The 23,656-nt window shown below is 69.6% G+C and carries 24 protein-coding genes; 19 read left to right on the top strand and 5 right to left on the bottom strand.

Annotated features, from left to right (window positions below):
- The first annotated feature begins 173 nt into the window (after positions 1–173).
- The 7 genes from typA (at position 174) to cofG (ending at position 9,423) form a co-directional block, all read left to right on the top strand.
- A complete protein-coding gene (gene typA, locus ABIC25_RS15930) occupies positions 174–2,084 on the top strand; it encodes a translational GTPase TypA (protein WP_004019208.1) in 1,911 nt (636 codons plus the stop codon).
- A gap of 70 nt (positions 2,085–2,154) precedes the next feature.
- Positions 2,155–4,125, top strand: a complete 1,971-nt coding sequence (locus ABIC25_RS15925) for an ABC transporter family substrate-binding protein (RefSeq protein WP_354562198.1) — start codon at positions 2,155–2,157, stop codon at positions 4,123–4,125.
- Positions 4,122–5,012, top strand: a complete 891-nt coding sequence (gene mshB, locus ABIC25_RS15920) for an N-acetyl-1-D-myo-inositol-2-amino-2-deoxy-alpha-D-glucopyranoside deacetylase (protein WP_354562196.1) — start codon at positions 4,122–4,124, stop codon at positions 5,010–5,012. The genes ABIC25_RS15925 and mshB overlap by 4 nt, the downstream gene beginning before the upstream one ends.
- Before the next feature lie 16 nt (positions 5,013–5,028).
- A complete protein-coding gene (locus ABIC25_RS15915) occupies positions 5,029–5,427 on the top strand; it encodes a hypothetical protein (protein WP_004019211.1) in 399 nt (132 codons plus the stop codon).
- Between the two features lie 59 nt (positions 5,428–5,486).
- Positions 5,487–6,626, top strand: coding sequence for an FO synthase (locus tag ABIC25_RS15910; RefSeq protein WP_354562194.1), 1,140 nt, complete (start codon positions 5,487–5,489; stop codon positions 6,624–6,626).
- Positions 6,627–6,679: 53 nt separating this feature from the next.
- On the top strand, positions 6,680–8,179 hold the full coding sequence (locus tag ABIC25_RS15905) for a flavin-containing monooxygenase (RefSeq protein WP_354562321.1): 1,500 nt from the start codon (positions 6,680–6,682) through the stop codon (positions 8,177–8,179).
- Positions 8,176–9,423, top strand: a complete 1,248-nt coding sequence (gene cofG, locus ABIC25_RS15900; protein WP_354562193.1) for a 7,8-didemethyl-8-hydroxy-5-deazariboflavin synthase CofG — start codon at positions 8,176–8,178, stop codon at positions 9,421–9,423. The genes ABIC25_RS15905 and cofG overlap by 4 nt, the downstream gene beginning before the upstream one ends.
- Positions 9,424–9,426: 3 nt before the next feature.
- Here cofG and ABIC25_RS15895 read toward each other — a convergent pair whose 3' ends face one another.
- Entirely contained in the window at positions 9,427–9,801 is a 375-nt protein-coding gene (locus ABIC25_RS15895) for a rhodanese-like domain-containing protein (protein WP_354562191.1), read from the bottom strand.
- Positions 9,798–10,388 carry a cysteine dioxygenase gene (locus tag ABIC25_RS15890; protein ID WP_354562189.1) on the bottom strand — a complete coding sequence of 197 codons (591 nt, stop codon included), beginning with the start codon at positions 10,386–10,388 and terminating at the stop codon, positions 9,798–9,800. The genes ABIC25_RS15895 and ABIC25_RS15890 overlap by 4 nt, the downstream gene beginning before the upstream one ends.
- Positions 10,389–10,829: 441 nt before the next feature.
- Here ABIC25_RS15890 and fdxA point away from each other — a divergent pair, with 441 nt between their 5' ends.
- Positions 10,830–11,159, top strand: a complete 330-nt coding sequence (gene fdxA / locus ABIC25_RS15885; protein WP_004019217.1) for a ferredoxin — start codon at positions 10,830–10,832, stop codon at positions 11,157–11,159.
- A 10-nt stretch (positions 11,160–11,169) separates the two neighbouring features.
- Positions 11,170–12,312 carry a succinyldiaminopimelate transaminase gene (dapC, locus tag ABIC25_RS15880; RefSeq protein WP_354562188.1) on the top strand — a complete coding sequence of 381 codons (1,143 nt, stop codon included), beginning with the start codon at positions 11,170–11,172 and terminating at the stop codon, positions 12,310–12,312.
- Positions 12,313–12,354: 42 nt separating this feature from the next.
- Here dapC and ABIC25_RS15875 read toward each other — a convergent pair whose 3' ends face one another.
- On the bottom strand, positions 12,355–12,597 hold the full coding sequence (locus ABIC25_RS15875) for a DUF3072 domain-containing protein (RefSeq protein WP_004019219.1): 243 nt from the start codon (positions 12,595–12,597) through the stop codon (positions 12,355–12,357).
- Positions 12,598–12,658: 61 nt separating this feature from the next.
- Positions 12,659–13,624, bottom strand: coding sequence for a 2,3,4,5-tetrahydropyridine-2,6-dicarboxylate N-succinyltransferase (dapD, locus tag ABIC25_RS15870; protein WP_081486967.1), 966 nt, complete (start codon positions 13,622–13,624; stop codon positions 12,659–12,661).
- Between the two features lie 189 nt (positions 13,625–13,813).
- On the opposite strand from dapD, the gene ABIC25_RS15865 reads away from it, so the two are divergent.
- The 10 genes from ABIC25_RS15865 (at position 13,814) to ABIC25_RS15820 (ending at position 22,400) form a co-directional block, all read left to right on the top strand.
- The gene (locus ABIC25_RS15865) at positions 13,814–14,329 is read left to right on the top strand and encodes a DM13 domain-containing protein (RefSeq protein ID WP_354562319.1); all 516 of its coding nucleotides are present in this window, start codon (positions 13,814–13,816) and stop codon (positions 14,327–14,329) included.
- A 4-nt stretch (positions 14,330–14,333) separates the two neighbouring features.
- Complete coding sequence (gene dapE / locus ABIC25_RS15860; protein ID WP_354562186.1) at positions 14,334–15,434, top strand: succinyl-diaminopimelate desuccinylase; 1,101 nt, start codon at positions 14,334–14,336, stop codon at positions 15,432–15,434.
- Between the two features lie 44 nt (positions 15,435–15,478).
- Positions 15,479–16,258, top strand: coding sequence for an LOG family protein (locus ABIC25_RS15855; RefSeq protein WP_354562184.1), 780 nt, complete (start codon positions 15,479–15,481; stop codon positions 16,256–16,258).
- Between the two features lie 43 nt (positions 16,259–16,301).
- Complete coding sequence (locus ABIC25_RS15850) at positions 16,302–16,838, top strand: LOG family protein (RefSeq protein ID WP_004019224.1); 537 nt, start codon at positions 16,302–16,304, stop codon at positions 16,836–16,838.
- A 76-nt stretch (positions 16,839–16,914) separates the two neighbouring features.
- Positions 16,915–18,723 (top strand): long-chain-acyl-CoA synthetase, encoded by a 1,809-nt coding sequence (locus ABIC25_RS15845; RefSeq protein ID WP_354562183.1) that lies wholly within the window; start codon positions 16,915–16,917, stop codon positions 18,721–18,723.
- Between the two features lie 71 nt (positions 18,724–18,794).
- On the top strand, positions 18,795–19,619 hold the full coding sequence (folP, locus tag ABIC25_RS15840; RefSeq protein ID WP_354562318.1) for a dihydropteroate synthase: 825 nt from the start codon (positions 18,795–18,797) through the stop codon (positions 19,617–19,619).
- Positions 19,616–20,644, top strand: coding sequence for a glucosyl-3-phosphoglycerate synthase (locus ABIC25_RS15835; protein WP_101822781.1), 1,029 nt, complete (start codon positions 19,616–19,618; stop codon positions 20,642–20,644). The genes folP and ABIC25_RS15835 overlap by 4 nt, the downstream gene beginning before the upstream one ends.
- 115 nt (positions 20,645–20,759) lie before the next feature.
- Positions 20,760–21,155 carry a DivIVA domain-containing protein gene (locus ABIC25_RS15830; protein WP_354562182.1) on the top strand — a complete coding sequence of 132 codons (396 nt, stop codon included), beginning with the start codon at positions 20,760–20,762 and terminating at the stop codon, positions 21,153–21,155.
- Positions 21,156–21,258: 103 nt separating this feature from the next.
- Positions 21,259–21,426, top strand: coding sequence for a DUF3117 domain-containing protein (locus ABIC25_RS15825; RefSeq protein WP_004019232.1), 168 nt, complete (start codon positions 21,259–21,261; stop codon positions 21,424–21,426).
- Between the two features lie 2 nt (positions 21,427–21,428).
- Positions 21,429–22,400 carry a putative RNA methyltransferase gene (locus ABIC25_RS15820; RefSeq protein WP_354562181.1) on the top strand — a complete coding sequence of 324 codons (972 nt, stop codon included), beginning with the start codon at positions 21,429–21,431 and terminating at the stop codon, positions 22,398–22,400.
- Here ABIC25_RS15820 and glgA read toward each other — a convergent pair.
- A complete protein-coding gene (glgA, locus tag ABIC25_RS15815) occupies positions 22,379–23,545 on the bottom strand; it encodes a glycogen synthase (RefSeq protein ID WP_354562179.1) in 1,167 nt (388 codons plus the stop codon). The genes ABIC25_RS15820 and glgA overlap by 22 nt on opposite strands.
- Positions 23,546–23,656 lie beyond the last annotated feature (111 nt).

Raw genomic sequence — 23,656 nt, 5'->3', positions numbered from 1 at the left:
GGGTGCTGTGATCGCGGTCTCACCGTCCGAGCCGATACTCTGTCACATTGAATCCCTAGGTGATCTGCTCCCCGCGCCGGTCAGAGCCGTTCGGATGCGAGCGTCGCCGACGTTCCGCAGTGAGCCGAGCGCCGTCCGTCGCCGCAGGTCCCCACCCACACGAAAGAGAGCCAGTGAGCGCTGCCCCCACCTTCCGCAACGTCGCGATCGTCGCGCACGTCGACCACGGAAAGACCACACTCGTCGACGCCATGCTGCGCCAGTCCGGCGTCTTCGGCGAGCGCGCCGAGGTCGTCGACCGGGTGATGGACTCCGGTGACCTCGAACGTGAAAAGGGCATCACCATCCTCGCCAAGAACACCGCGGTCCACCGGCGCCAGCCGGACGGCACCGAGGTCGTCATCAACGTCATCGACACCCCCGGCCACGCCGACTTCGGTGGCGAGGTCGAGCGCGGTCTGTCGATGGTCGACGGTGTCGTCCTCCTCGTCGACGCCTCAGAGGGCCCGCTGCCGCAGACGCGCTTCGTGCTCCGCAAGGCGCTGGCCGCCGAACTGCCGGTGATCGTCGTCGTCAACAAGACCGACCGACCCGACGCCCGCATCCAGGAGGTCGTCGACGAGACGCAGGACCTCCTTCTCGACCTCGCATCCGACCTCGACGAGGAGGCCGCGAAAGCCGCCGAGCTCGTCCTGGAGCTGCCGGTGCTCTACGCCTCGGGCCGCGCCGGCGTGTGCAGTACCGAGCAGCCGGCCGACGGCGAGATCCCGGCCGGGGAGAACCTCGACTCGTTCTTCGACGTCCTGCTCGAGCACGTCCCGGCTCCCAAGGGAGACCCGGACGCGCCCCTGCAGGCACACGTCACGAACCTGGACGCCTCGGCCTTCCTGGGTCGCCTCGCGCTCGTCCGCATCCACAACGGCACCCTCCGCAAGGGTCAGCAGGTGTCCTGGTGCCGCGAGGTCGACGGTGAACCCGTCGTCGAGCGCGCCAAGATCACCGAGCTCCTCGCCACGGTCGGCGTCGATCGCGCCCCCGCCGAGTCCGCGTCGGCCGGTGACATCGTCGCCGTCGCCGGAATGCCGGAGATCATGATCGGCGACACCCTCGCCGATCTGGAGAACCCGCAGCCGCTGCCGCGCATCACGGTCGACGAGCCGGCGATCTCGGTGACCATCGGCACCAACTCATCGCCCCTGGCCGGCCGGGTGTCCGGTCACAAGCTGACCGCCCGGATGGTCAAGCAGCGCCTCGACACCGAGCTGATCGGCAACGTGTCGCTGCGCGTGCTCGACATCGGCCGCCCCGACGCCTGGGAGGTGCAGGGCCGTGGTGAGCTCGCGCTCGCCATCCTCGTCGAGCAGATGCGTCGTGAGGGCTTCGAGCTGACGGTCGGCAAGCCGCAGGTGGTCACCCGCAAGGTCGACGGCAAGATCCAGGAGCCCTTCGAGCACCTGACGGTCGACGTGCCGGAGGAGTACCTCGGCGCGGTGACCCAGCTGCTCGCCGCGCGCAAGGGCCGCATGGAGCAGATGAACAACCACGGCACCGGCTGGGTCCGGATGGAGTTCATCGTGCCGTCCCGCGGCCTGATCGGTTTCCGCACCGACTTCCTCACCGAGACCCGCGGCACCGGCATCGCCAACGCCGTCTTCGACGGCTACGACGCCTGGGCCGGCGAGATCCGCGCCCGCCACACCGGCTCGCTCGTCAGCGATCGCGCCGGCACCGTCACCCCGTTCGCCATGATCCAACTCGCCGACCGTGGCACGTTCTTCGTCAACCCGGGCGAGGACTCCTACGAGGGACACGTCGTGGGCATCAACCCGCGTCAAGAAGATCTCGACATCAACGTCACTCGCGAGAAGAAGCTGACCAACATGCGTCAGTCGTCGGCCGACGTGATGGAGACCCTCGCCAAGCCGATGCAGCTCGATCTCGAGGGTGCGATGGAGTTCTGCGCCGCCGACGAGTGTGTCGAGGTGACCCCGGAGGTGGTCCGCGTCCGTAAGGTCCACCTGGACTCGAACACCCGTGCCCGCGAGCGTTCGCGTGCCAAGTCCCGGGATGCCGCTGTCAGCTGACGGTTCGGCGGTACGGCGGCGCCCGTGCACGGTGGTAGACACGTCTGACGGACCGAGCAGCTTCTTTGTCATGGGGGTATCCGAGGTGAATCGCGCGAGACCACGACCAGGCCGCGAGACCACGAATCGCGTCCGGGGCCGGCTGTTCGGCGTGGTCTCGTGCGGGATCGCCCTGCTCGTCGTGCTGACGGCGTGCATGTCCGATCCGCCGCCACCGGTCCGCGACACCGGGCCGCCGCCCACCCCGACCGAGTACCCGGTGGAGAAGACGATCTACATCGCCACCGACTCGGTCGGCTCCGGGTTCAATCCGCACATCGCGGCGGATCAGAACCCGGTGACCACGGCGGTCGCGGCGATGACGCTGCCGAGTGCCTTCGCCCCGGTCCAGACACCGGGCGGGACGGTGTGGGAACTCCAGCGTTCGTTCGTGACCTCCGCGGAGGTCACCTCGCGGGCGCCGTTCACCGTGACCTACCGCATCCACACCGACGCCCAGTGGTCCGACGGGCTGCCGGTGACCGGCGACGACTTCAACTTCCTGTGGCAGCAGATGTCCCGGCAACCCAACGTGGTGGCGCCGGCCGGCTACCGCCTCATCGACTCGGTGCAATCCCGGGAGGGCGGCAAGGTCGTCGAGGTCCGGTTCGAGCGGCCGTTCCCGGCCTGGCGGGAACTGTTCACCGGACTTCTGCCGAGTCACGTGCTGAAGGGAGCGCCGGCAGGTTTCCAGACCGGGATGGACACCGGCAAGCCGGTGTCGGCCGGTCCGTACGCGATCGTCGGCATCGACAAGACCCGTGACGAGGTGCGGCTCGCCCGCAACGACCGGTACTGGGTCACCCCGCCACGGCTGGATCAGGTCGTCTTGCGCCGCGCGGGCACCTCGGCCCAGATGCTCGACTCCGTGCGCTCCGGCGACTCGGCCGTCGTGGCCCTGGGCGCCTCGCCGGCCACCGACGCCGAACTGACCGCTCTGCCCGGTCTGGAGACCGCGCGCAGCCTCACGTCGCGGTCACTCGGGGTGAGCGTGAACGCCCGCACCGACGCGATGAGCTCGGTCGAGGTCCGCCGCGCGATCCTCGGACTGGTCGATCCGCGGCTGACGACCTTCGCCGGCGCCGGGGACTGGGTCGTCGAGCCGTTCGCCAACACGGTCTTCGCGCCGTCGGACCCCGGTTATTCACCGGTGGACCGACCCCGTGTCGGGCCGGCCGAGATCGACGCATTGCTGGGGTCTGCGGGCTACCGTCGGGCCGCGCCGGAACCCGTCGGTTCCGCATCCCCGGTCCCGTCGGCGTCGTCCGAATCCTCCTCGGCGGCACCCTCGGTCCCGCCGTCCTCACCCCCCGCATCCGGGTCACCGTCCGCCGGTGGGTCCACGACGCCCGGTGCGACGGACGCCCCGATCGAGGGTCTGGTCGAGGTGCCGGAGCTGCCCGAGGGCATCCTGCCTTTCCAGCGCGACGGACAGGACCTCATCGTCCGTGTCGGTGCGGTGGCCGGCGATCCGCGGACCACGTCGGCGGCGTCGAGCATCGTCGACCAGCTCCGTGGGTCGGGTGTGCGGGCGCAGGTGGTCACGCTCCCCAACAGCGAGTTGTACGGGTCGGCACTCACGAACAAACGTGTCGACCTGGTCGTCGGATGGTCCGGCCTCGGGGTGCCCCCGGCAGCCTCACTCGCCTCGCAGGTCGACTGCAACCAGCCCAAACCCGGTACCGAACCGTCGCCCGCGACGCCCCCGACCCCCACCAGCATCGCGCCGAGCGGAGGCGATCCCGGGGACAGCTACGCCAGCAACATCTCCGGGCTGTGTGATCCGCGACTGATCGAGCTCGCCCGCACCGCGCTCTCCGAGGACGACCCGATCCCGACCCTGAACGAGGCCGAACCGCTCCTGGCCGCCCAGGCGATCTATCTGCCGCTGTACCAGGACTCGATGGTCGTGGGAACCACGCCGGCCGTGCGCGACGTCCCGCTCACCGGGCCCATCCAGGTCTCGATCTTCGGGACCGCGGTGAACTGGGAGCTGTCGTGACCGGTACCCCCGCCGGTCGTCGGTTGCTGCTCGTGCACGCGCATCCCGACGACGAGACGATCATGACCGGCGGCACCATCGCCCGGTATCTCGCGGAGGGCGTCGACGTGCGGGTGCTGACCTTCACCCTCGGCGAAGAGGGCGAGGTGATCGGGGACGAGTGGGCGCAGCTGGTCGCCGACGGCGGTGCCGATCAGCTGGGGGGCTTCCGGATTCTCGAGCTCTCGCGGGCACTGGCCGCGCTCACTCCCGACGGCCGCGCGCCGCTGCGGCCGCGGTTCCTCGGCGGCGCCGGGCGCTGGCGGGACTCCGGCATGGCCGGCGCGCCGTCCGCGAACCACCCGCGCGCGCTCGTGCGGGCGGCGTTCGACGAGCCGGTCGGTGCGCTGGTCGACGTGCTCACCGAGTTCGCACCGCAGGTGGTCGTCAGCTACGACGCATCCGGCACGTACGGGCATCCCGATCACAAACTCGTCCACGAGGTCACGGCCGCCGCGGTCGCGCGGGCCCGCGAAGTCGGGTCGGGTCCGGTCAAGGTCTACGAATCGGTGACCGAACGCAGTGCCCTCGAGTCCGGGCTGGCCCGAGCCGTCACCGTGCCCGACGGCTGGCGGATGCCGCACGACGGTGAGCTCCCCAGCTATCCCGATGCCGACATCACCACCGAGATCGACATCAGCGCGTACCTCGCCCACAAGGTCGCCGCACTGGCCGCCCACGCCACCCAGGTGACCGTCGCCGCGTCGGGTACCGAGTACGCCCTGTCGAACAACATCCTGCAGCCGATCGCCCGTGCGGAGCACTACATCCTCACCGAGCCGGAACGCCACGAGTCCCTCGGTGCCGCGGACACGCGCGAGTCGGACCTGTTCGCCGGGATCGACTGAGACCGGGATTGCGACGATGACACGTTCGGCTCGCCCCGCACCGGGTTCCGTCCTCGACCGGCTCCTCCTGGGCTTCCTGATCGTCGACGGGTTCGCGGTCGGACTCCTCGGTGTCGCGTTCACCTACCAGCGCTTCGGTGGTGTCGCGCTACCCGTGGCGGCGCTCGTCGCCGGGGCGGTCAACGCGGCCCTGCTCTGGCTCGCGTCCGCCTTCACCGCCACCCCGTGGCGGTACGGCCCGCTCGCGGCCTGGGGGCTCGTCGTCGTCATCGCCGGCGGATTCCCCGGGCCGGGCGGTGATGTCGTGCTGTCGATCAGCGGCGGTTACCTGGTGCAGACCCTTCTGCTCCTGGTGCTCGGCGTCGGGCCGTGCGTCGCGCTGGCCTGGACGGGTCGGCTGCCCGAACCCGAGTGACCGCCCGGCGACGGGGCGCTCTGCGCTGCACTTCGCGGTGCGGAGTTAGAGTGAGAGACATGCTTCTGCGCGCGTGGGCCGAAGACATCCTGGCCCCGATCGAGCGCGTCACGGCCGCACTGAGCCGTGTTCGTGACGACCCGACTCTCGGGGCCGACGCCCTGGATGATGACGGCTGGGTTGCGCTGCTGGGTGCCTCGGGTGCGCAGCTCGACGAGTTGTGCGACCTCGCCGACTCCGTGCGTCGCCGCGTCACCGATCCGGATGTGCTGACGTTCGTCGTCAACCGCAACTTCGACACGGGGGTCGTCAGCTGTCTCGGCCCCGACGATCCCGGGTTGGACGACCTGGTCGCCGAGGCGGTCGGTCTCGGGGCGACCGAGATCTGCATGCAGGGACCACTGCCCGCGGAGCTCCCGGCCGACGAGTACGTCCGGCTCGTGGAAGTCATCACCGGGGCCGCCGACGGACTGCACCTCCACGCATACCGGGCACCGGAGATCGTCGACGGCGCCGAGCGCGCCGGGGTGTCGGTTGCCGACCATCTCGAGCGGTTGCGGTCGGCAGGCCTGGGATCGGTGCCGGGGACCGCTGCCCAGATCCTCGACGACACCGTGCGTGCGACGCTGTCGCCCACCGGCTCGGTACCGCCGGTCGGCAGCTGGGTCGATGTCATCGAGACCGCTCACCGGGTGGGCCTCTTCTCCACCGCGACGATGCTCTACGGGCACGTCGAGACGCCTGCGCACCAGGTCGCCCACCTGCGGCTCCTGCTCGAGATCCAGCGTCGCACGGGCGGTTTCAGCGAACTCATCCTGATGCCGCTGCTGCCCGAGAACGTGCCGCCGCACCTCGCCGGGACCGCGACCCGGACGGCGTCGGAACGGGAGACCCGAGCGGTGTACGCCGTGGCCCGACTCATGTCCGCGGGCCTTCTCGACCATCTCCAGGTGGCGTGGACGAAGCTTCCCGCCGCCACCGTCGATCGGGTGTTGCGGGGCGGTGCCGACGATCTGGGCGGTCTGCTGCTCGACGGCACGCTGATGCCGACGGCCGGGCCGGAAGCCGGTCGTGTGCTCGACGCGGCCGCCGTCGTCGACATCGCGGCGCGAGCCGGACGGGCGCCGCGTCAGCGCACCACCCGCTATGGGGTGCCGGGACCGGGCCGGCTGCTCCCACTGCCCACGGTGTCCGCGTGAGCCGGACACCGTCCGAGGCCGGGCCGTCGAACGAGATGCGACCGTCGTCGCTGATGATGGATGACGTCGATGTGGTCATCATCGGCGCGGGCTTCGCCGGACTCGGCATGGCGACGCAACTCGCGCGCCGAGGCCGGGAGTCGTTCGTCGTTCTCGAACGCGCCGACGGCGTGGGAGGCACGTGGCGCGACAACACCTATCCCGGAATCGCCTGTGACATCCCCGCGCACCTGTACTCGTTCTCGTTCCGGCCGCCCGCGGACTGGTCCGCGCGGTTCCCGCGCGGCGCCGAGATCCGCAGCTATCTCGAGCAGATCGTCGTCGACGAACGGCTGGCCGATCGGATTCATCTCAATCGGGAACTGCGCGAAGCCGTCTGGGATGAGCGCGGTGCACACTGGATGATCACCGCCGCCGCGCCGGACGGGCGGTCCGCGACGTTCCGCGCCCGTACGCTGGTCCTGGCCGTGGGGCGGTTGTCGGAGGCGCGCATCCCCGACATCGAAGGGCTCGACACCTTTCCGGGACAGGTCGTCCACACGGCCGGCTGGCACAACGCCGTCGCGGTGGCCGGTGCGCGGGTCGGGGTCGTCGGGACCGGTGCGTCGGCCGTGCAACTCGTCCCGCACCTCGCCGAGGTCGCCGAGGACCTCGTCGTCTTCTCTCGTACCGCGCCGTATGTCGTGCCGCGGGCGGATCGGAGCTACACCGCCGACGAGCGCGTCGCGATGCTCGATCCGGTCGTCGCCGCCGAGGTGCGCGAGCACCTGCTGATCGAGGCCGACTCGGCGTTCCGGCAGCGACTCGGGTTGCATCCGGACATCGACCAGATCCGGGCGCGCGCCCGAGACCACCTGCACGGGCAGGTGGCAGACGCCGGCCTCCGTGAGCAGCTGACCCCCGACTACGAGATCGGTTGCAAGCGCATCCTTCTCAGTGACGACTTCTACCCGGCGTTGCAGCGGTCGAACGTGGTGTTCGAGCCGAGCGCGCTGACGTCGGTCGCGGAGTCCAAGGCCACCGCGCACAGCGGCCGCACCTACGACCTCGACGTCCTGGTGATGGCGACCGGTTTCGAGGCCGCGCGCCCGCCCGCGGCGTCGCGTATCACCGGCCGCGCCGGACGTCGGCTGTCCGAGCACTGGTCCGCAGGCATGACTTCCCACGCCTCGACCGTCGTCAGCGGTTTCCCCAACATGTTCGTCCTGGACGGACCGAACGCCGCACTCGGACACAACTCGGCGATCTACATGATCGAGACGCAGCTCGACTACGTCCTGGGCGCGTTGGAGTACATGGCCGACAACGGGATCGGGACCCTGGCGGTGTCGCCTGCCGCCGAGGAGGCCTACACCCGGGAGATCGACGCGCGCGCCGAGTCGACCGTGTGGATGACCGGTTGTGACAGTTGGTATGTCGATCCGGACAGTGGTCGCCTGACCCTGCTCTGGCCGGGCACCGCGGCGTCGTTCCGCGAACGCAACGGCACGTTCGACCCCGCACCCTATGAACCACATCCCGGCACCGGAACACCCGAGGAGGGGCAGGAATGACCGACAAGTCCATCATCCGCGGGGCGCTGGCCGCCGCTCACGAACGCGCGCCGATCGGTCTCGACGACGCCGTGGCGCTCCTGTCCTGTTCGGGCGAGGACCTCACCGAACTCCAGTCGATCGCGGGGGCGATCCGCGACGAAGGCCTCGCGGCGGTCGGCAGGTCGCGTCAGATCACCTACTCGCGCAAGGTGTTCATCCCGCTGACCCGCCTGTGCCGCGACCGGTGTCACTACTGCACCTTCGTGACTGTCCCCGGGAAGCTCGCCCGAGCGGGGGAGGGCCTGTATCTCGAACTCGACCAGGTCGTCGATCTCGCGCGGCGCGGCGCCGAACTGGGCTGCAAGGAAGCCCTTTTCACCCTCGGCGACCGACCGGAGGACAGGTGGCCCCAGGCCGGCGAGTGGCTCGCCGAACGGGGATACTCCTCGACGCTGGACTACGTGCGTGCGGCCGCGGTCGCGGTGCTGTCGGAGACGGGTCTGCTGCCGCACCTCAATCCCGGTGTGATGAGCCTCGACGAGCTCCGCCACCTGCGGCCGGTCGCGCCGTCGATGGGGATGATGCTGGAGACGACGTCGCGACGCCTGTTCACCGAGAAGGGGCAGGCGCACTACGGGAGTCCCGACAAGGACCCTCTGGTCCGCATGCAGGTGCTGCGCGACGCGGGCACCGCTCGCGTTCCGTTCACCACCGGAATCCTCGTCGGGATCGGTGAATCCCTCACCGAGCGAGCCGAATCGCTGCTGGCGCTCGCCGATGTGCACGCCGCGGGCGGGCACATCCAGGAGGTGATCGTGCAGAACTTCCGCGCGAAGCCGGACACCGCCATGCGCTCGACGCCCGATGCGGAGATGACCGAGTTCCTCGCCGCCGTCGCGGTCGCCCGGATCGTCCTCGGCCCGCACATGCGGATCCAGGCGCCGCCGAACCTCGTGTCGCCCGCCGAGTGCGCGGCCCTGATCGCCTCCGGCGTCGACGACTGGGGTGGGGTGTCACCCCTGACGCCCGACCACGTCAACCCGGAGCGCCCCTGGCCCCACCTCGACGCTCTGGCCGCGCGGACCGCGGAGTCCGATTTCGTTCTCACCGAACGCATCACCGCGCAGCCGCCTTATGTGCTGAACGGTACCGACTGGATCGATCCGGCCCTCGCGCACCATGTGTCCGCACTCGCGGACCCGGTCACCGGCCTCGCCGTCGACACCCGCCCCGCGCCACGGCCCTGGCCCGCGGTGGCCTGAGAGTCAGCCGAGAACTGGTGCCAGAGCCTCGTATCCGCCGATGACGTCGGTCGCGCGGTGGAGTCCGAGCTCTTGCAGCGCCGCCGCGGCGAGACTCGACGTATAACCCTGCGAACACAGGATGATCCAGCGGACGTCGTGGTCGACTGCCTGGTCGATACGTGCGTCGCTCGCCGGATCGCAGCGCCATTCGAGGACATTGCGTTCGATCACGAGAGCCCCCGGCGCGTCGCCTTCCTCGGCGCGCTGGGCCGCGGGCCGGATGTCGACCAGCACCGCGCCGTCGGCCAGCTCCGCGGGGACGTCGACGGGCTCGACCCGCGCGATCCGCGACCGCGCGTCGGCGAGCACGTCGTCGATGGTCCGGTGAGCGCTCATTCGGGTTCGTCGGTGAGGACGGTCCGGTTGCGGCGCAGGTACCCGCCCTCGGAGATGTCGTAGTAGGACATGGCGGTCAACGGCGGGGAATAGGCGTGCACGCTCAGTGTCGGGGTCACCAGTGCGACAGGCTGCTCACTCGTCGACGGCTCCGGCGCGGACACGACCGGGTTCCGCACGACGTCGTGCACCCAGCCGAGGGGGAAGGCGGCCTGGTCGCCGGCGTCGAGGATGCGCACCGCGAGATCGTCTCCCGTCCAGTGGTACTCGCGCAAGCTGCCCGACAGCACGGTGAGCGCGCCGAGTGAGCCGGCGTGGTCGTGGAGTTCGGTGGCCTCTCCCGGCGTCCAGCTGATCAGCCACACATCGACGTCGTCGTCGGCGTGCAGTCGCGTCGACCAGCGGTGCCGCTCGTCCCAGACGTTCGGGAGCACGGCGTCGTGCCGGCCGTCGAGAACGTCGGCGACGCCCTGATCGGTGATACGGAGGAGGTCGGCGGGCCGGAGCCGCGTCGGCAGGTGGCTGATGGTGCGCGGGGCAGCGGAGGACCGAGACGCCCATTCGGTGCGGGCGAGGGTGGAGGTCATGGCGAATCCTTGCGTGGGTCGATGAGGATGTGATGAGGCCGATCGGTTCAGCGACAGCACATCGACATCGACCGCGCGGTGGGTCGGTGCGGCACCCGGGCGCACGCACCCGCGGGTCGGTGTCCCCTCAGGACGGATTCGTCGACGACGATCATGCGCCCGACACTGCCCGCGGATGGTCGCGGCGTCGAGGTTTGTCGGCAGGCTGAGCGAAACCCGAGGCGCTCGCGTGCGGTCCGAGTGTGATCCTCGTTACTCGAAGGCCGATCCAGGCGGTTCTGGGCGGGGGCCGATTTCGTCGCAGCGTCCACCGGGGCGGATACTGTGGGGTGCGGTTCGACCAGCCCTCGAGCCGCACCGGCGCCGACGCCGGAGTGCTGTTCGACGCCGAACCCGCACTTCTCGTCGCGCCGACCCGGATCTTCCCTAGCGAAGGAGTGAGTGGTGACCTACATCATCGCGGAGCCTTGCGTCGACGTGTTGGACAAGGCTTGCGTGGAGGAATGCCCCGTCGACTGCATCTACGAGGGTGGACGCATGCTCTACATCCAGCCGGATGAGTGCGTCGACTGCGGTGCGTGCGAACCGGTGTGCCCGGTCGAGGCGATCTTCTACGAAGATGATGTGCCGGACGAGTGGGAGCCCTACGTCAGCGCGAACGCCGACTTCTTCGACGACCTGGGCTCGCCCGGCGGCGCCAGCAAGGTCGGCAAGACCGACGCCGATCCGGCGTTCATCAAGGGGCTCCCGCCGATGAACGAAGAGGACTGACCGGCTCGGCATGAGCAGTCCTGTATCCCGTGCGGCCGCTCCGCTACGCGTCACCTCGACCCGGGTGAGCGGGCGCCTGCCCGACTTTCCCTGGGACACGATCGCCGACGCGAAGGCGACGGCGGGGGCCCACGCCGACGGCATCGTCGATCTCTCGGTCGGCACGCCCGTCGACCCGGTGCCCGCCCTCATCCGTGACGCGCTCGCCGACAACTCGACGTTCCCGGGGTACCCGACGACGATCGGGACGCGCGAGCTGCGCGTGGCGGCCGCGGAGTCGCTGGTCCGGCGGCACGGGGTCTCCGGTCTCGACGAGGCGGGCATCCTCCCGGTGATCGGGACCAAGGAGGCGATCGCGGGTCTCGCCTCGACTTTCGGACTGGGGCCCGGTGACGACGTGGTCATCCCCGAGGTCGCGTACCCGACCTACGAGGTGAGCGCGCTGCTCGCGGGTGCCCGGCCGGTGCGCGCCGACTCGACCGTCGCCCTGGGGCCGATGAACCCGGCGCTGATGTTCATCAATTCGCCGTCGAATCCGACCGGCAAGGTGCTGGGTCTCGACCATCTGCGCAAGGTCGTCGGATGGGCACGCGAGCGGGGGACCGTCGTCGTGTCCGACGAGTGCTACCTCGGGTTGAGCTGGGAGGGCGAGCCGCTGTCGATCCTCGACCCCCGGGTCTGCGACGGCGACCACACCGGGCTGCTCGCCGTCCACTCGCTGTCGAAGATCTCGAACCTCGCGTCGTACCGTGCCGGCTTCTTCGCCGGCGACCCCGATCTCATCGGCGAACTGCTCGCGGTCCGCAAGCATGCCGGACTGATCGTGCCGTTCCCGATACAGGGGGCGATGACCGCCGCGCTGCGCGACGACGCGCATGTCGACGAGCAGCGTGCACGCTATGCAGCCCGTCGTCGACTGTTGAAGGCCGCGGTCGAGGGTGCGGGCTTCCGGGTCGACCATTCCGAGGCGGGCCTGTACCTCTGGGCAACCCGGGACGAACCGTGCCGGGAGACCGTCGACTGGCTCGCCACGCGTGGAATCCTCTGCGCCCCCGGCGATTTCTACGGCCCGGCGGGTGAACGCCACGTTCGGATGGCGCTCACCGCCACCGATGAACGGATCAGCGCGGCCGTCGCCCGCCTGGCCGCCTGAGCCCCGACCCGATCAGCCCCGACCCGATCAGCCCCGACCGGATCAGCCGCGGCCGCTCTTCTGCTGTAACCGGTCGATCTCCTCGGAGGCCTCGGCCTTGGTGAGGTCGGCCGAGAGCGTCTCGCCGGCTTCTCGTGCGAGGGTGTCGAGGTAGCTGCGCTGGGCGCCGGTCATCGGCTCGTCACCGGTCACCCAGTCGTCCGGGTCCTTCTCGGTGGTGTTTCCGGCGCCTGCGCCGAGGACGTCGTCGGAATCGTTCGTCGAACGATTGTTCGATGTGCTCATGAGCCCACCATACGTCGCGATCACCGATCCGGCCAGTGCGCGACAGTGTCGTCGGCCGGACTCAGTCGTTCTTGTGCAGCGCCTCGTTGAGGGCGATGCCGTCGCCCTTCCACGGCACGACCTCGACCGCGCCGGTCAGGCTGTTGCGACGGAAGAGCAGGTTGGACTGGCCGGACAGATCGCGTGCCTTGATCTGCGTGCCGTCGGGTCCGGTGACCTTGGTGCCGGCGGTCACGTAGAGGCCGGCCTCGATGACGCAGTCGTCACCCAGCGGGATGCCGCAGCCGGAGTTCGCGCCCAGGAGACAGCGCTTGCCCAGCGCGATGATCTCTTTGCCGCCGCCCGACAGGGTGCCCATCGTCGAGGCGCCGCCGCCGATGTCGGAGCCGTCGCCGACGACGACGCCCGCGGAGATGCGGCCCTCGACCATCGACGACCCGAGGGTGCCGGCGTTGAAGTTCACGAAGCCCTCGTGCATCACGGTGGTGCCGGCCGCCAGGTGCGCGCCGAGGCGGATGCGGTCGGCGTCGCCGATCCGCACGCCGCCGGGCACGACGTAGTCGACCATGCGCGGGAACTTGTCGATCGAGTAGACGGTGACCGGTCCGCGCGCACGCAGCTTCGCCCGCACCGACTCGAAGTTCTCGACCGCGCATGGGCCGTGGTTGGTCCAGACGACATTGGTGAGCATCCCGAAGATGCCCTCGAGGTTGGCGCCGTGCGGGGTGATGAGGCGATGTGACAGCAGGTGGAGCCGGAGGTAGACGTCGTAGGCGTCGATGGGTGCGGCCGCGATGTCGGCGATGCCGGTGCGGACCGCGATCGTCTTCACCCCGCGGGCCTCGTCGACGCCCACCAGATCGCGGAGATGGGCCGGCGTCGACTCGTCGTCGAGGGTGACGGTCTCGGCGGTCTCGACACCGTCGAGCTCGGGTTCGGGGAACCAGACGTCGAGGACGACGCCGGGAGTCGAACCCCCGTCGGTCACGGTCGCGATGCCAGTTGCGTGTGCGCCAGTAGATGTCACGACAGGTGAGTCTAGGTGATCGCTGCCCGTCGTCCCGCGCCGCCACCGGTGCCCCGACGCCGCTCTGCCGTCATCCATTCGGCCCAAAGTCCTGGTCACGTGCCGTGCGGCGCTCGTAGGGTCGCCACCATGACCGGTCATCCGCAGCCACCTGCACCGCCCCGGCGGCGACGTCGTCGCTGGCCGTGGGTGCTCGGCGGCCTCGGCGTCGTGCTCGTCGCGGTGCTGGCGGTCGGGGCCGTCGTCTTCCAGCCGTGGCTGATCTTCGTCGACACCGAGATCGACGACGCGATCCCCGTGGCGGTCACCCCGACGACCTCGGCGGCGGGCCAGGCGCCCCCCGCCGGACCGGTGGTGGTCTCGCGCGGAAGCCTGATCAGCCATGAGCATTCGACCTCCGGAACGGTCTCGGTCATCGAACAACCCGACGGTTCACGCGTGTTGGCGATCGAGAACCTGGACACCACCACCGGCCCGGACGTCCACGTGTGGTTGTCACAGGGGGAGGTGGTCGAGGGATTCGCCGGCTGGCGCACGGCCGCCGGGGCCCCGCACGTCGACCTCGGCATGATCAAGGGCAACAAGGGCGACCAGCTCTACGAGATCCCCGCCGGCGTCGACCCGGGCGACTATCCGTCGGTGTTCCTCTGGTGCGTGACGTTCAGCGTCTCCTTCGGCGCCGCCGAGATGGGCTCACTACGGTGAAGGGGTGAGCACTCCCGATCTCGACCTGACCGCCGATCCCGTCGACCTGACCGCCGCGCTCGTCGACATCGAGAGCGAGTCGCGCAACGAATCGGCCATCGCCGACGCGGTCGAGGCCGCACTGCGGGCGCAGACAACCGGTTTCGAGATCCTCCGCCACGGCAATCGCGTTCTCGCCCGTACCGATCGGGGGCATGCCCGGCGAGTCATCCTCGCCGGTCACCTCGACACCGTGCCGGTGGCCGGTAACCTCCCGCACCGCCGTGAGACCCATCCGGAGGACGGTGACGTCCTGCACGGCTGCGGCACCGTCGACATGAAGTCCGGTGACGCGGTGTTCCTCCACCTGGCGGCAACGCTGCCCGAGCCGGCCTCCGACCTGACGCTGATCTTCTACGACTGCGAGGAGATCGCGGCGGAGTTCAACGGCCTCAACGACATCGAACGGGAACTCCCAGAATGGCTGGCCGGCGACGTGGCGATCCTGGGCGAGCCGACCGCGGGGCTCATCGAGGCGGGATGCCAAGGAACACTCCGGGTCCGGCTGTCGACGTCGGGGACCCGGGCGCACTCGGCCCGGTCGTGGATGGGCGACAACGCCATCCACAAGCTCGGCAATGTCCTGACCACGCTGGCGGGCTACGAGGCCCGTCGGGTCGACATCGACGGCTGTGAGTACCGCGAAGGTCTGTCCGCGGTCGCCGTCGGGGGCGGGGTCGCGGGCAACGTGATCCCCGACGCCGCACACGTCGACGTGAACTTCCGCTTCGCGCCCGACCGCTCGATCGATCAGGCCCTCGACCACGTGCGCGAGGTGTTCGCCGCCGACCTGGCCGACGGTGTCATCGAGCTGGCGGTCACCGATTCGGCCGCCGGCGCCCTGCCGGGTCTGACACACCCGGCCGCTGCGGCGCTCGTCGAGGCCGCGGGTGGCCGCTTCCGCGCGAAATACGGGTGGACCGATGTGTCGCGGTTCTCGGCGCTGGGCATCCCGGCTGTGAACCTGGGTCCCGGCGACCCCAACCTCGCGCACCGCGTCGACGAGCGGGTCCCGGTGGAGCAGATCCGCGCGGTGACCGAGCTGCTGCGCGACTACCTGTCCTGAGTGGCCGGATCGGGTTGCCCGGCCACGCTGCTAGCGTGACCGCCATGTCGACCACGCCCGATCCCGCCGCCGACACCGACGGAACCGATCCCGACACCTGCTACGTCGGGCCCATCCGCATCCGCCGGGATCAGCAGGGCAAGACCACCGATCGACGGCTGCTCGAGTGGGTCGACCCGCGCGACGCCGAGCGGCGCTCGGAGCGGACCATGCGCGACTCGTGGCGCGTGCTGCGCATCCAGTCGGAGTTCGTGGCCGGGTTCGACGCCATGAGCGAGGTGGCCGAGGCCGTCACCGTGTTCGGCTCCGCCCGCCTCGCCCCGGAATCGCCCGAATACGCGCTCGGGGTGCGGGTCGGACGTGCGCTCGGCGAGGCCGGGTATGCGGTCATCACCGGCGGTGGGCCCGGAGCGATGGAGGCCGCCAATCAGGGCGCCCGCCAGGCGGGTGCCCAGTCCATCGGCCTCAACATCGAGCTGCCCTTCGAGCAGGGCCTCAACCCGTGGGTCGATCTCGGGATGAACTTCCGGTACTTCTTCGTCCGCAAGACGATGTTCGTCAAATACGCGCAGGCGTTCGTCTGTCTCCCCGGCGGGATGGGCACGCTGGACGAGCTCTTCGAGGCGCTGACCCTCGTGCAGACCAAGAAGGTGGTGCGATTCCCGATCGTGCTGGTGGGCAGCGACTTCTGGGGCGGGCTCCTGGCCTGGATGCGCGACGTCCTCGCCGCGCGCGGGATGATCTCGCCCGAGGATCTGGACCTGCTCACCGTCGTCGACGACCCCGATGACGTGGTCGCCGCGATCGAGGCCGCCACGCCCTGAGGGTCGAGATGACCGGGTCGGGCGGCGATGGCACGATTGCCCGGTGAGTGCTGTCTGTGTCTATTGCGCGTCCGGTCCCGTCGACCAGCCCTATCTCGACCTCGCCGCCGAGGTCGGGCGGACCCTGGCCGAGCAGGGGCATGTCGTCGTCTCCGGTGGCGGGAACATCTCCATGATGGGCGCGCTGGTCAACGCCGCCCGCGAGGCGGGCGGTCACACGATCGGCATCATCCCCCGCGCGCTGATGAAGCACGAGGTCGCCGACCTCGGGTCGGGGGAACTCGTCGTCACCGAGACCATGCGCGAACGCAAGCGGCTCATGGACGAGCGCGCCGATGGGTTCATCACCCTGCCGGGCGGGATCGGGACGCTCGAGGAGCTCTTCGAGACCTGGACCGGTGGCTATCTCGGGATGCACGACAAGCCGGTCGTCCTGCTCGATCCTTCCGATTTCTACGCGCCGTTGCTCGACTGGCTGCGAGAGTTGTCGACAACCGGGTTCGTCGCCCGGCGATCGCTGGACCGACTGCTCATCTCGCGGTCGGTGTCCGACGCGGTGGAGTTGGCGACGGCACGGTGAGGCCTTGCTACCGGCCGGTAGGGTAGCGCGTGGGTGCGCGGGGCACCTGATATGCCAGCGGGAGAGCGGAGGGCAGATGTCCCCAGAGGTCGAGCAGCAGGACAATCGGCAGCAGAGCGTGAAGAAGACGGTCGGTATCCCCGACCTTCTTCGTGGTGTGGTGAAGATGGCGCCACATGCGACCGGGATGATCAAGCACGCACCGGGGCTCATCCGTCGCCCACCCGAGGCCAAGCGGACCATCGGTTCGGTCTTCCAGAAGCTCGCGGCCGAGCACCCCGACCGCCCCTTCGTCCGGTTCGAGGGCCGCACGACCACCTACGGTGAGGCCAACCGCCGGGTGAACCGTTACGCCGCAGCGCTTTCGGCCGACGGCGTCGGCACGGGCGACGTGGTGGCGCTGCTGTCCAAGAACTGCACGACCGACCTGCTGCTGATGCTCGCCACCGTCAAACTCGGTGCCATCGCCGGGATGCTGAACTACAACCAGCGCGGTGAGGTGCTCGAGCACAGTGTCGGACTGCTGGAGGCCACGGTCCTCATCCACGATCCCGAGTGTGCCGAGGCGTTCGACTCGATTCCGGAATCGGTTCTGCCGCAACATGTCTACGACTTCGCCGAGTTCGACGCCGCCGCCGCCGAGGGGCTCTCCGAGGCCGATCCGGAGGTCACCGAGCAGCTGCCCGCGTCGACCAAGGCCTTCTACATCTTCACCTCCGGTACAACCGGAATGCCGAAGGCGAGCGTGATGAGCCACAACCGGTGGCTGGCGAGCCTGTCCGGCATCGGTGGTCTCGCGGTGCGGTTGCGCCACAGCGACACTATGTACGTGCCGCTGCCGCTCTACCACAACAACGCGCTGTCGGTCTCACTGTCGTCGGTCCTCGCCTCCGGCGCGTGTATCGCCATCGGGCGGTCGTTCTCGGCGTCGAAGTTCTGGGACGACGTGATCCTCAACCGTGCGACGGCCTTCTGCTACATCGGCGAATTGTGTCGCTACCTTCTCGCGCAGCCCGAGAAGCCCACCGATCGCCAGCATTCCGTACACACCGTGGTCGGCAACGGTATGCGCCCGGACATCTGGGACGAGTTCCGCGAGCGGTTCGGCGTCGACCGCGTCGTCGAGTTCTACGGGGCCAGCGAACTCAACCTCGCGTTCGTCAACGCGTTCAGCGTCGACAAGACCGCCGGCTTCTGCCCGCTCCCGTACAAGATCGTGGAGTACGACGAGGAGGGGAATCCCAAGCGCGGCGACGACGGTCGGCTCGTGAAGGTCGGCCGGGGCGGCACCGGCCTGCTGCTCGCGCAGATCAGCGACCGGGTGCCCGTCGACGGTTACACCGACTCCGAGGAGACCGAGAAGAAGATCATCCGGGACGCCTTCAAGGACGGCGACTCCTACTTCAACTCCGGTGACCTCGTCCGCGATCAGGGCTTCGCCCACATCGCCTTCGTCGACCGGCTCGGTGACACCTTCCGCTGGAAGGGTGAGAACGTCGCCACGACCCAGGTCGAGGGGGCGGTCGACTCCTACGAGGCCGTCGCCCAGTCCGTCGCGTACGGCGTCGAGGTCCCGGGAACCGACGGTCGCGCCGGGATGATCGCGATCAAGCTGCGTGAGGGCGCCGACCTCGATCCGAGCAAGTTCGCCCGTCACCTCTACGACGCGTTGCCGTCGTACGCGGTGCCGCTGTTCGTGCGGATCGTCGACGACTTCGAGCAGACCTCGACCTTCAAGAACCGCAAGGTCGAGCTCCGCAAGGAGGGATACGCCGACGCCGAGGCCGACCGACTCCACGTACTGCTCGGCAAGGAGAAGGGCTACACCGAGTACTACGACGGCTATCCCGACGACGTCGCCGCGGCCAAGGTGCCCAAGGGGTGAGTTCGAACCCGGAGGCGTCGGTGTCGCCGACGCTGTGCGGGCGTCGGGTGCCGACCGATCGCGCGCTGGTCATGGCGATCGTCAATCGCACCCCCGACTCGTTCTACGACCGGGGAGCGAGCTTCGACGACGCCGCCGCACAGGCGCACGTCGATCGGGTGGTGGCCGAGGGCGCCGACATCATCGACGTCGGCGGGGTGAAGGCCGGTCCGGGTCGCGAGGTCGATGCCGCCACGGAGGCGGCCCGGGTCGTCGGCATGATCTCGTGGATACGCGACCGCCACCCGGACGTGCTGATCAGCGTCGACACGTGGCGCAGCGAGGTCGCCGACCAGGCCTGCGCCGCCGGGGCCGACCTCATCAACGACACCTGGGCGGGGGTCGATCCCGACGTGGTGGCCGTTGCCGCCGAACGGGGTGCGGGAATCGTCTGTTCCCACACGGGTGGAGCGGTGGTGCGGACCCGCCCGCACCGCGTCGCATACGGGGATTCGGTGGACGCAGTGGTGGCCGATGTCCTCCGCGAGGTGACCTCCGCGGCCGAACGGGCGCTCGCGGCGGGGGTCCGGAGGGACTCGATCGTCATCGATCCGACGCACGATTTCGGCAAGAACACCCACCACGGGCTGGCTCTGTTACGTGGCGTGAAAGATCTTGTTAACACGGGCTGGCCGGTGCTCATGGCGCTGAGCAACAAGGATTTCGTAGGGGAGACTCTGGGTACAGACCTAGCGCAACGATTGGAAGGGACACTGGCCGCGACGAGTCTGGCCGCCGCACAGGGCGCCCGGATCTTCCGCGTTCACGAGGTCGCCGCCACTCGCCGTGTGGTCGACATGGTCGCTGCCATCGCGGGAACGAGACCACCCGCCCGAACAGTCAGGGGACTCGCATGACCAAGCAGAAGCGACGTACGCCCAGCACCGTCATCAGCCGGGACAAGGCCGCGATGTGGCCGACGGTCGCGCAGGCCCCGGGAACCGAGCAGCGCTGGTCGTCGACCCACACCTGGGAACAGCCCGACTGGACGATCGACGAACTCGTCGAGGCGAAGGACGGCCGGACGATCTCGGTCGTGCTCCCCGCGCTGAACGAGGAGGAGACAGTCGCCGACGTGATCGCGACGATCATGCCGCTCTACGGGAGCCTGGTCGACGAGGTCATCGTCCTGGACTCCGGTTCCACCGACGCGACCGCCGAGCGAGCGCTCGCCGCCGGCGCGCAGGTGGTCACCCGCGAGGAGGCGGTCCCCGAGCTGGACCCGGTCAAGGGCAAGGGCGAGGTGCTCTGGCGTTCGATCGCCGTGGCCACCGGCGACATCATCGCCTTCGTCGACTCCGACCTCATCGACCCGGACCCGATGTTCGTGCCGAAGATGCTGGGTCCGCTGCTCGTCAACCCCGAGATCCAGCTCGTGAAGGGCTACTACCGGCGGCCGCTGCGCACGGGCGGCACCCACGACGCCAACGGCGGCGGTCGCGTGACCGAGCTCGTCGCCCGGCCGCTCCTGGCCTCCCAGAAGCCCGACCTCACCGCAGTGCTGCAGCCGCTCGGCGGCGAGTACGCCGGCACGCGCGAGCTGCTGTCGTCGGTCCCGTTCGCGCCCGGCTACGGGGTGGAGATCGGGCTGCTCATCGACACCTACGACCGCCACGGTCTGGCCGGTATCGGTCAGGTCAACCTCGGGGTCCGGACCCATCGCAACCGCCCGCTGGTGGAACTGGGGGTCATGAGCCGGCAGATCGTCGGAACCCTCATGCGCCGGTGCGGGATCGAGGACTCGGGTGTCGGCCTGACCCAGTTCACCGCCGAGCCCGATGGGTCGTTCACACCGCACACCACCGAGGTCTACCTCGAGGATCGTCCGCCGATGAACACCGTGCGGGTGCTGGACACCAAGGCCGAGGAGATGGCCTCCTAGGGGCAGCGGGCACGGCACCCACACGGACCCGGCGACCGCGCGCCACACCGGGAGCGGTTGTCGGGTTCGTGCTGTGCCGGACTCCGGTCCGAGTGCTTCTGTCAGGATGGATCGCATGCAGACGCTGCTGCTGTACCTGCTGATCATGGGGCTCGTCATCGCGGTCGTGTTCGCCATCGTCTGGTTCGTGTTCGGACGTGGTGAAGATCTTCCGCCGGTCGAGCCCGACACGACCCTCACGAGACTGCCGTCGGTGGGGATCACCGGCGACGACGTCCGCGCGCTGCGGTTCGCGCAGACACCGCGGGGCTACAAGCAGGCCGAAGTCGATTGGGCGCTGGCGCGTCTCGCCCATGAGGTCGACGATCTGCGCTCGGTGATCGCGCGCCTGCGCGACCGGGAGCCGGTGCCCGGGACGCCGGTCGACACGCACCCCGACGATGCGGCCGCCGACCACGAGAACGGTGGTGCCGGCGCGTGGTGGCCGGGCCCGCCGACGGCCCCGGGGTAGGCGCGCAGCGGGTTCCGCGCGGCGCGCGTGTCGCGCACTGGCAATCGTGTGAGACGCCTACACGTATCATGTTCGGAGCAGGGACCTTGAAGGGAGCTTGAGAATGGCGGCAATGAAGCCACGTACTGGGGACGGCCCCCTCGAAGCGGCCAAAGAAGGGCGTGGAATCGTTGTCCGGATTCCGATCGAGGGTGGGGGTCGACTCGTCGTCGAGCTGACCGCCGACGAAGCAGCCGCGCTGGGCGAGGAACTCCGCGGGGTCACCGGCTGAACATGCCCCACGAGGGCAGTTCCCATGAGGCCCGGGCGGACACACCGACACCGCACCGGGCGCATGGCCTCACTTCGATCGTCGAGATCCTTCGATGCCCGGTGTGCACCGGGCCGCTCTCGGTCGACGGCACTGCTCTGCGTTGTCCCGACGCTCATTCATTCGACATCGCCCGGCAGGGCTACGTCTCACTGCTCGACGGTCGGTCGGGCTCGTTGCGCGCCGACACCGCGGCCATGGTGGCCGCCCGGGCGCGTGTGCACGACGCCGGTTTCTTCGCCCCGGTGGTCGATTCCGTCGCCCGACTCGCCGCCGAGTTCGCGAGCGGAGTCCCGCGGCCCGTGATCCTCGACGCGGGCGCCGGTGGCGGACACTATCTTCGCGCCGCGGTCGCGGCGAGCGGAACGTCGGACGGTGTCGTCGAATCCCCGGTCGCCGGAATCGGCATCGACCTGTCCAAATACTGCGCGCGCGCCATCGCCCGGGAGCCGCACGCGCTCGCCGCAGTCGTCGGCGACGTCTGGCGCGAGCTACCGGTCGTCGATGACGCTGTCTCGGTGGTGCTCTCGGTGTTCGCGCCCCGGAACGCGTCCGAGTTCGCCCGGGTTCTGACACCTGATGGCGCACTGATCATCGTGAGCCCGGGGCCCGATCACCTCTCCGAGCTCATCGAGCCGATGGAGATGCTCCGGGTCGACGCCGCGAAATCCGCACGGCTTCGTGCCGCGCTCGACGACGGTTTCGAGCTGGTCGAGGAGGCTCCACTGCGGTACACCGCGGACGTCGGCGCCGGGATCATCGGCGATCTGGTCGCGATGGGACCCTCGGCATTTCATTCCGAGGAGGCCGACATCCGCTCTCGTGCCGACGACTTCGCCGGGGACGGTCGCGTACCGGTGACGGTGTCGGTCGTGGTCACGACGTGCCGGCCCATCCGCGGACGGCGCCCTGATCAGCGCCGGACGGACTCGTAGACGCCCAGGGTCTGTTCGGCGATCGATGCCCAGGAGAACTCGGCGTCGGCACGTTCGCGGCCGGCCGCGCCCATCGCCGATGCCGCGGCCGTGTCGGAACCGACCGCGTTCACCGTCTCGGCCAGATCGTGTTCGAACGTCTCCGGATCGGCGGGGTCGTAGCGGACGAGGCGGCCGGTGACGTTGTCGCGCACCACCTCGGGGATGCCGCCGACCTCCGAGGCCACCACCGCGGTGCCACAGGCCATCGCCTCGAGGTTCACGATGCCCAGCGGCTCGTACACCGAGGGGCACACGAAGACCGTTGCCGCTGTCAGTATCTCGCGGATGCGAGGGAGAGGGAGCATCTCGCGGACCCAGTGCACGTCGGGACGCGAGGCCGACAGTTCGCCGACCGCCCGCTCGATCTCGGCGCCGATCTCCGGGGTGTCCGGTGCGCCTGCGCAGAGGACGAGCTGGATCTCCGGGTCGAAACGGTGGGCCGCGGCCACGAGATGCGCGACGCCCTTCTGCCGCGTGATCCGGCCGACGAACGCCACGATGGGTCGGTCGGGGTCGAGTCCGAGGGCCGTGGGTGTCGAGTCGGGTCCGAACGGGTCGGCGACCGGATACCACTGCGAGGTGTCGATCCCGTTGCGCACCACGTGGACACGTTCGGGGTCCAGTCGCGGGTAGGTGTCGCAGATCTCGGTTCGCATGCCCGCACTCACCGCGATCACGGCGTCGGCGTACTCGACCGCATTGCGTTCGACCCAGCTCGACACCCGATACCCGCCGCCGAGTTGCTCGGCCTTCCACGGACGCGACGGTTCGAGCGAATGCGCGGTGAGGACATGGGGCACGTCGTAGAGCTGCCCGGCCAGGTGCCCGGCGAGACCGGTGTACCAGGTGTGGGAGTGCACGACGTCGGCGTCGGCCGCGCCCACGGCCATCCGCAGGTCGGCCGAGAGGGTCGTGATCGCCGCGTTCGCCCCGGCCAGCCCGGGGTCGGGGGTGTACACCGCGGCGGTCTCCCGTTCGGCGCCCATGCAGTGCACGTCGACGGTGATGAGATCGCGGAGATGGCGGACCAATTCGGTGACGTGGACACCGGCACCGCCGTAGACCTCAGGTGGATATTCCCGTGTCATCATCGCCACCCGCATGATCTCGACGCTAGTGCCATCGCGCGCAGTTCGCCATCGGTGCCGGTAAACGGTCGCCGCGACCGGGACGCGGGCATTCTTCCGGCCCGGTCACCTGGCCGACGGGTTCGA

The sequence above is a fragment of the Gordonia sp. PvP123 genome (assembly GCF_040547295.1).
Taxonomy (GTDB): domain Bacteria; phylum Actinomycetota; class Actinomycetes; order Mycobacteriales; family Mycobacteriaceae; genus Gordonia; species Gordonia terrae.
This window is presented reverse-complemented; position numbering and strand designations above follow the sequence as displayed.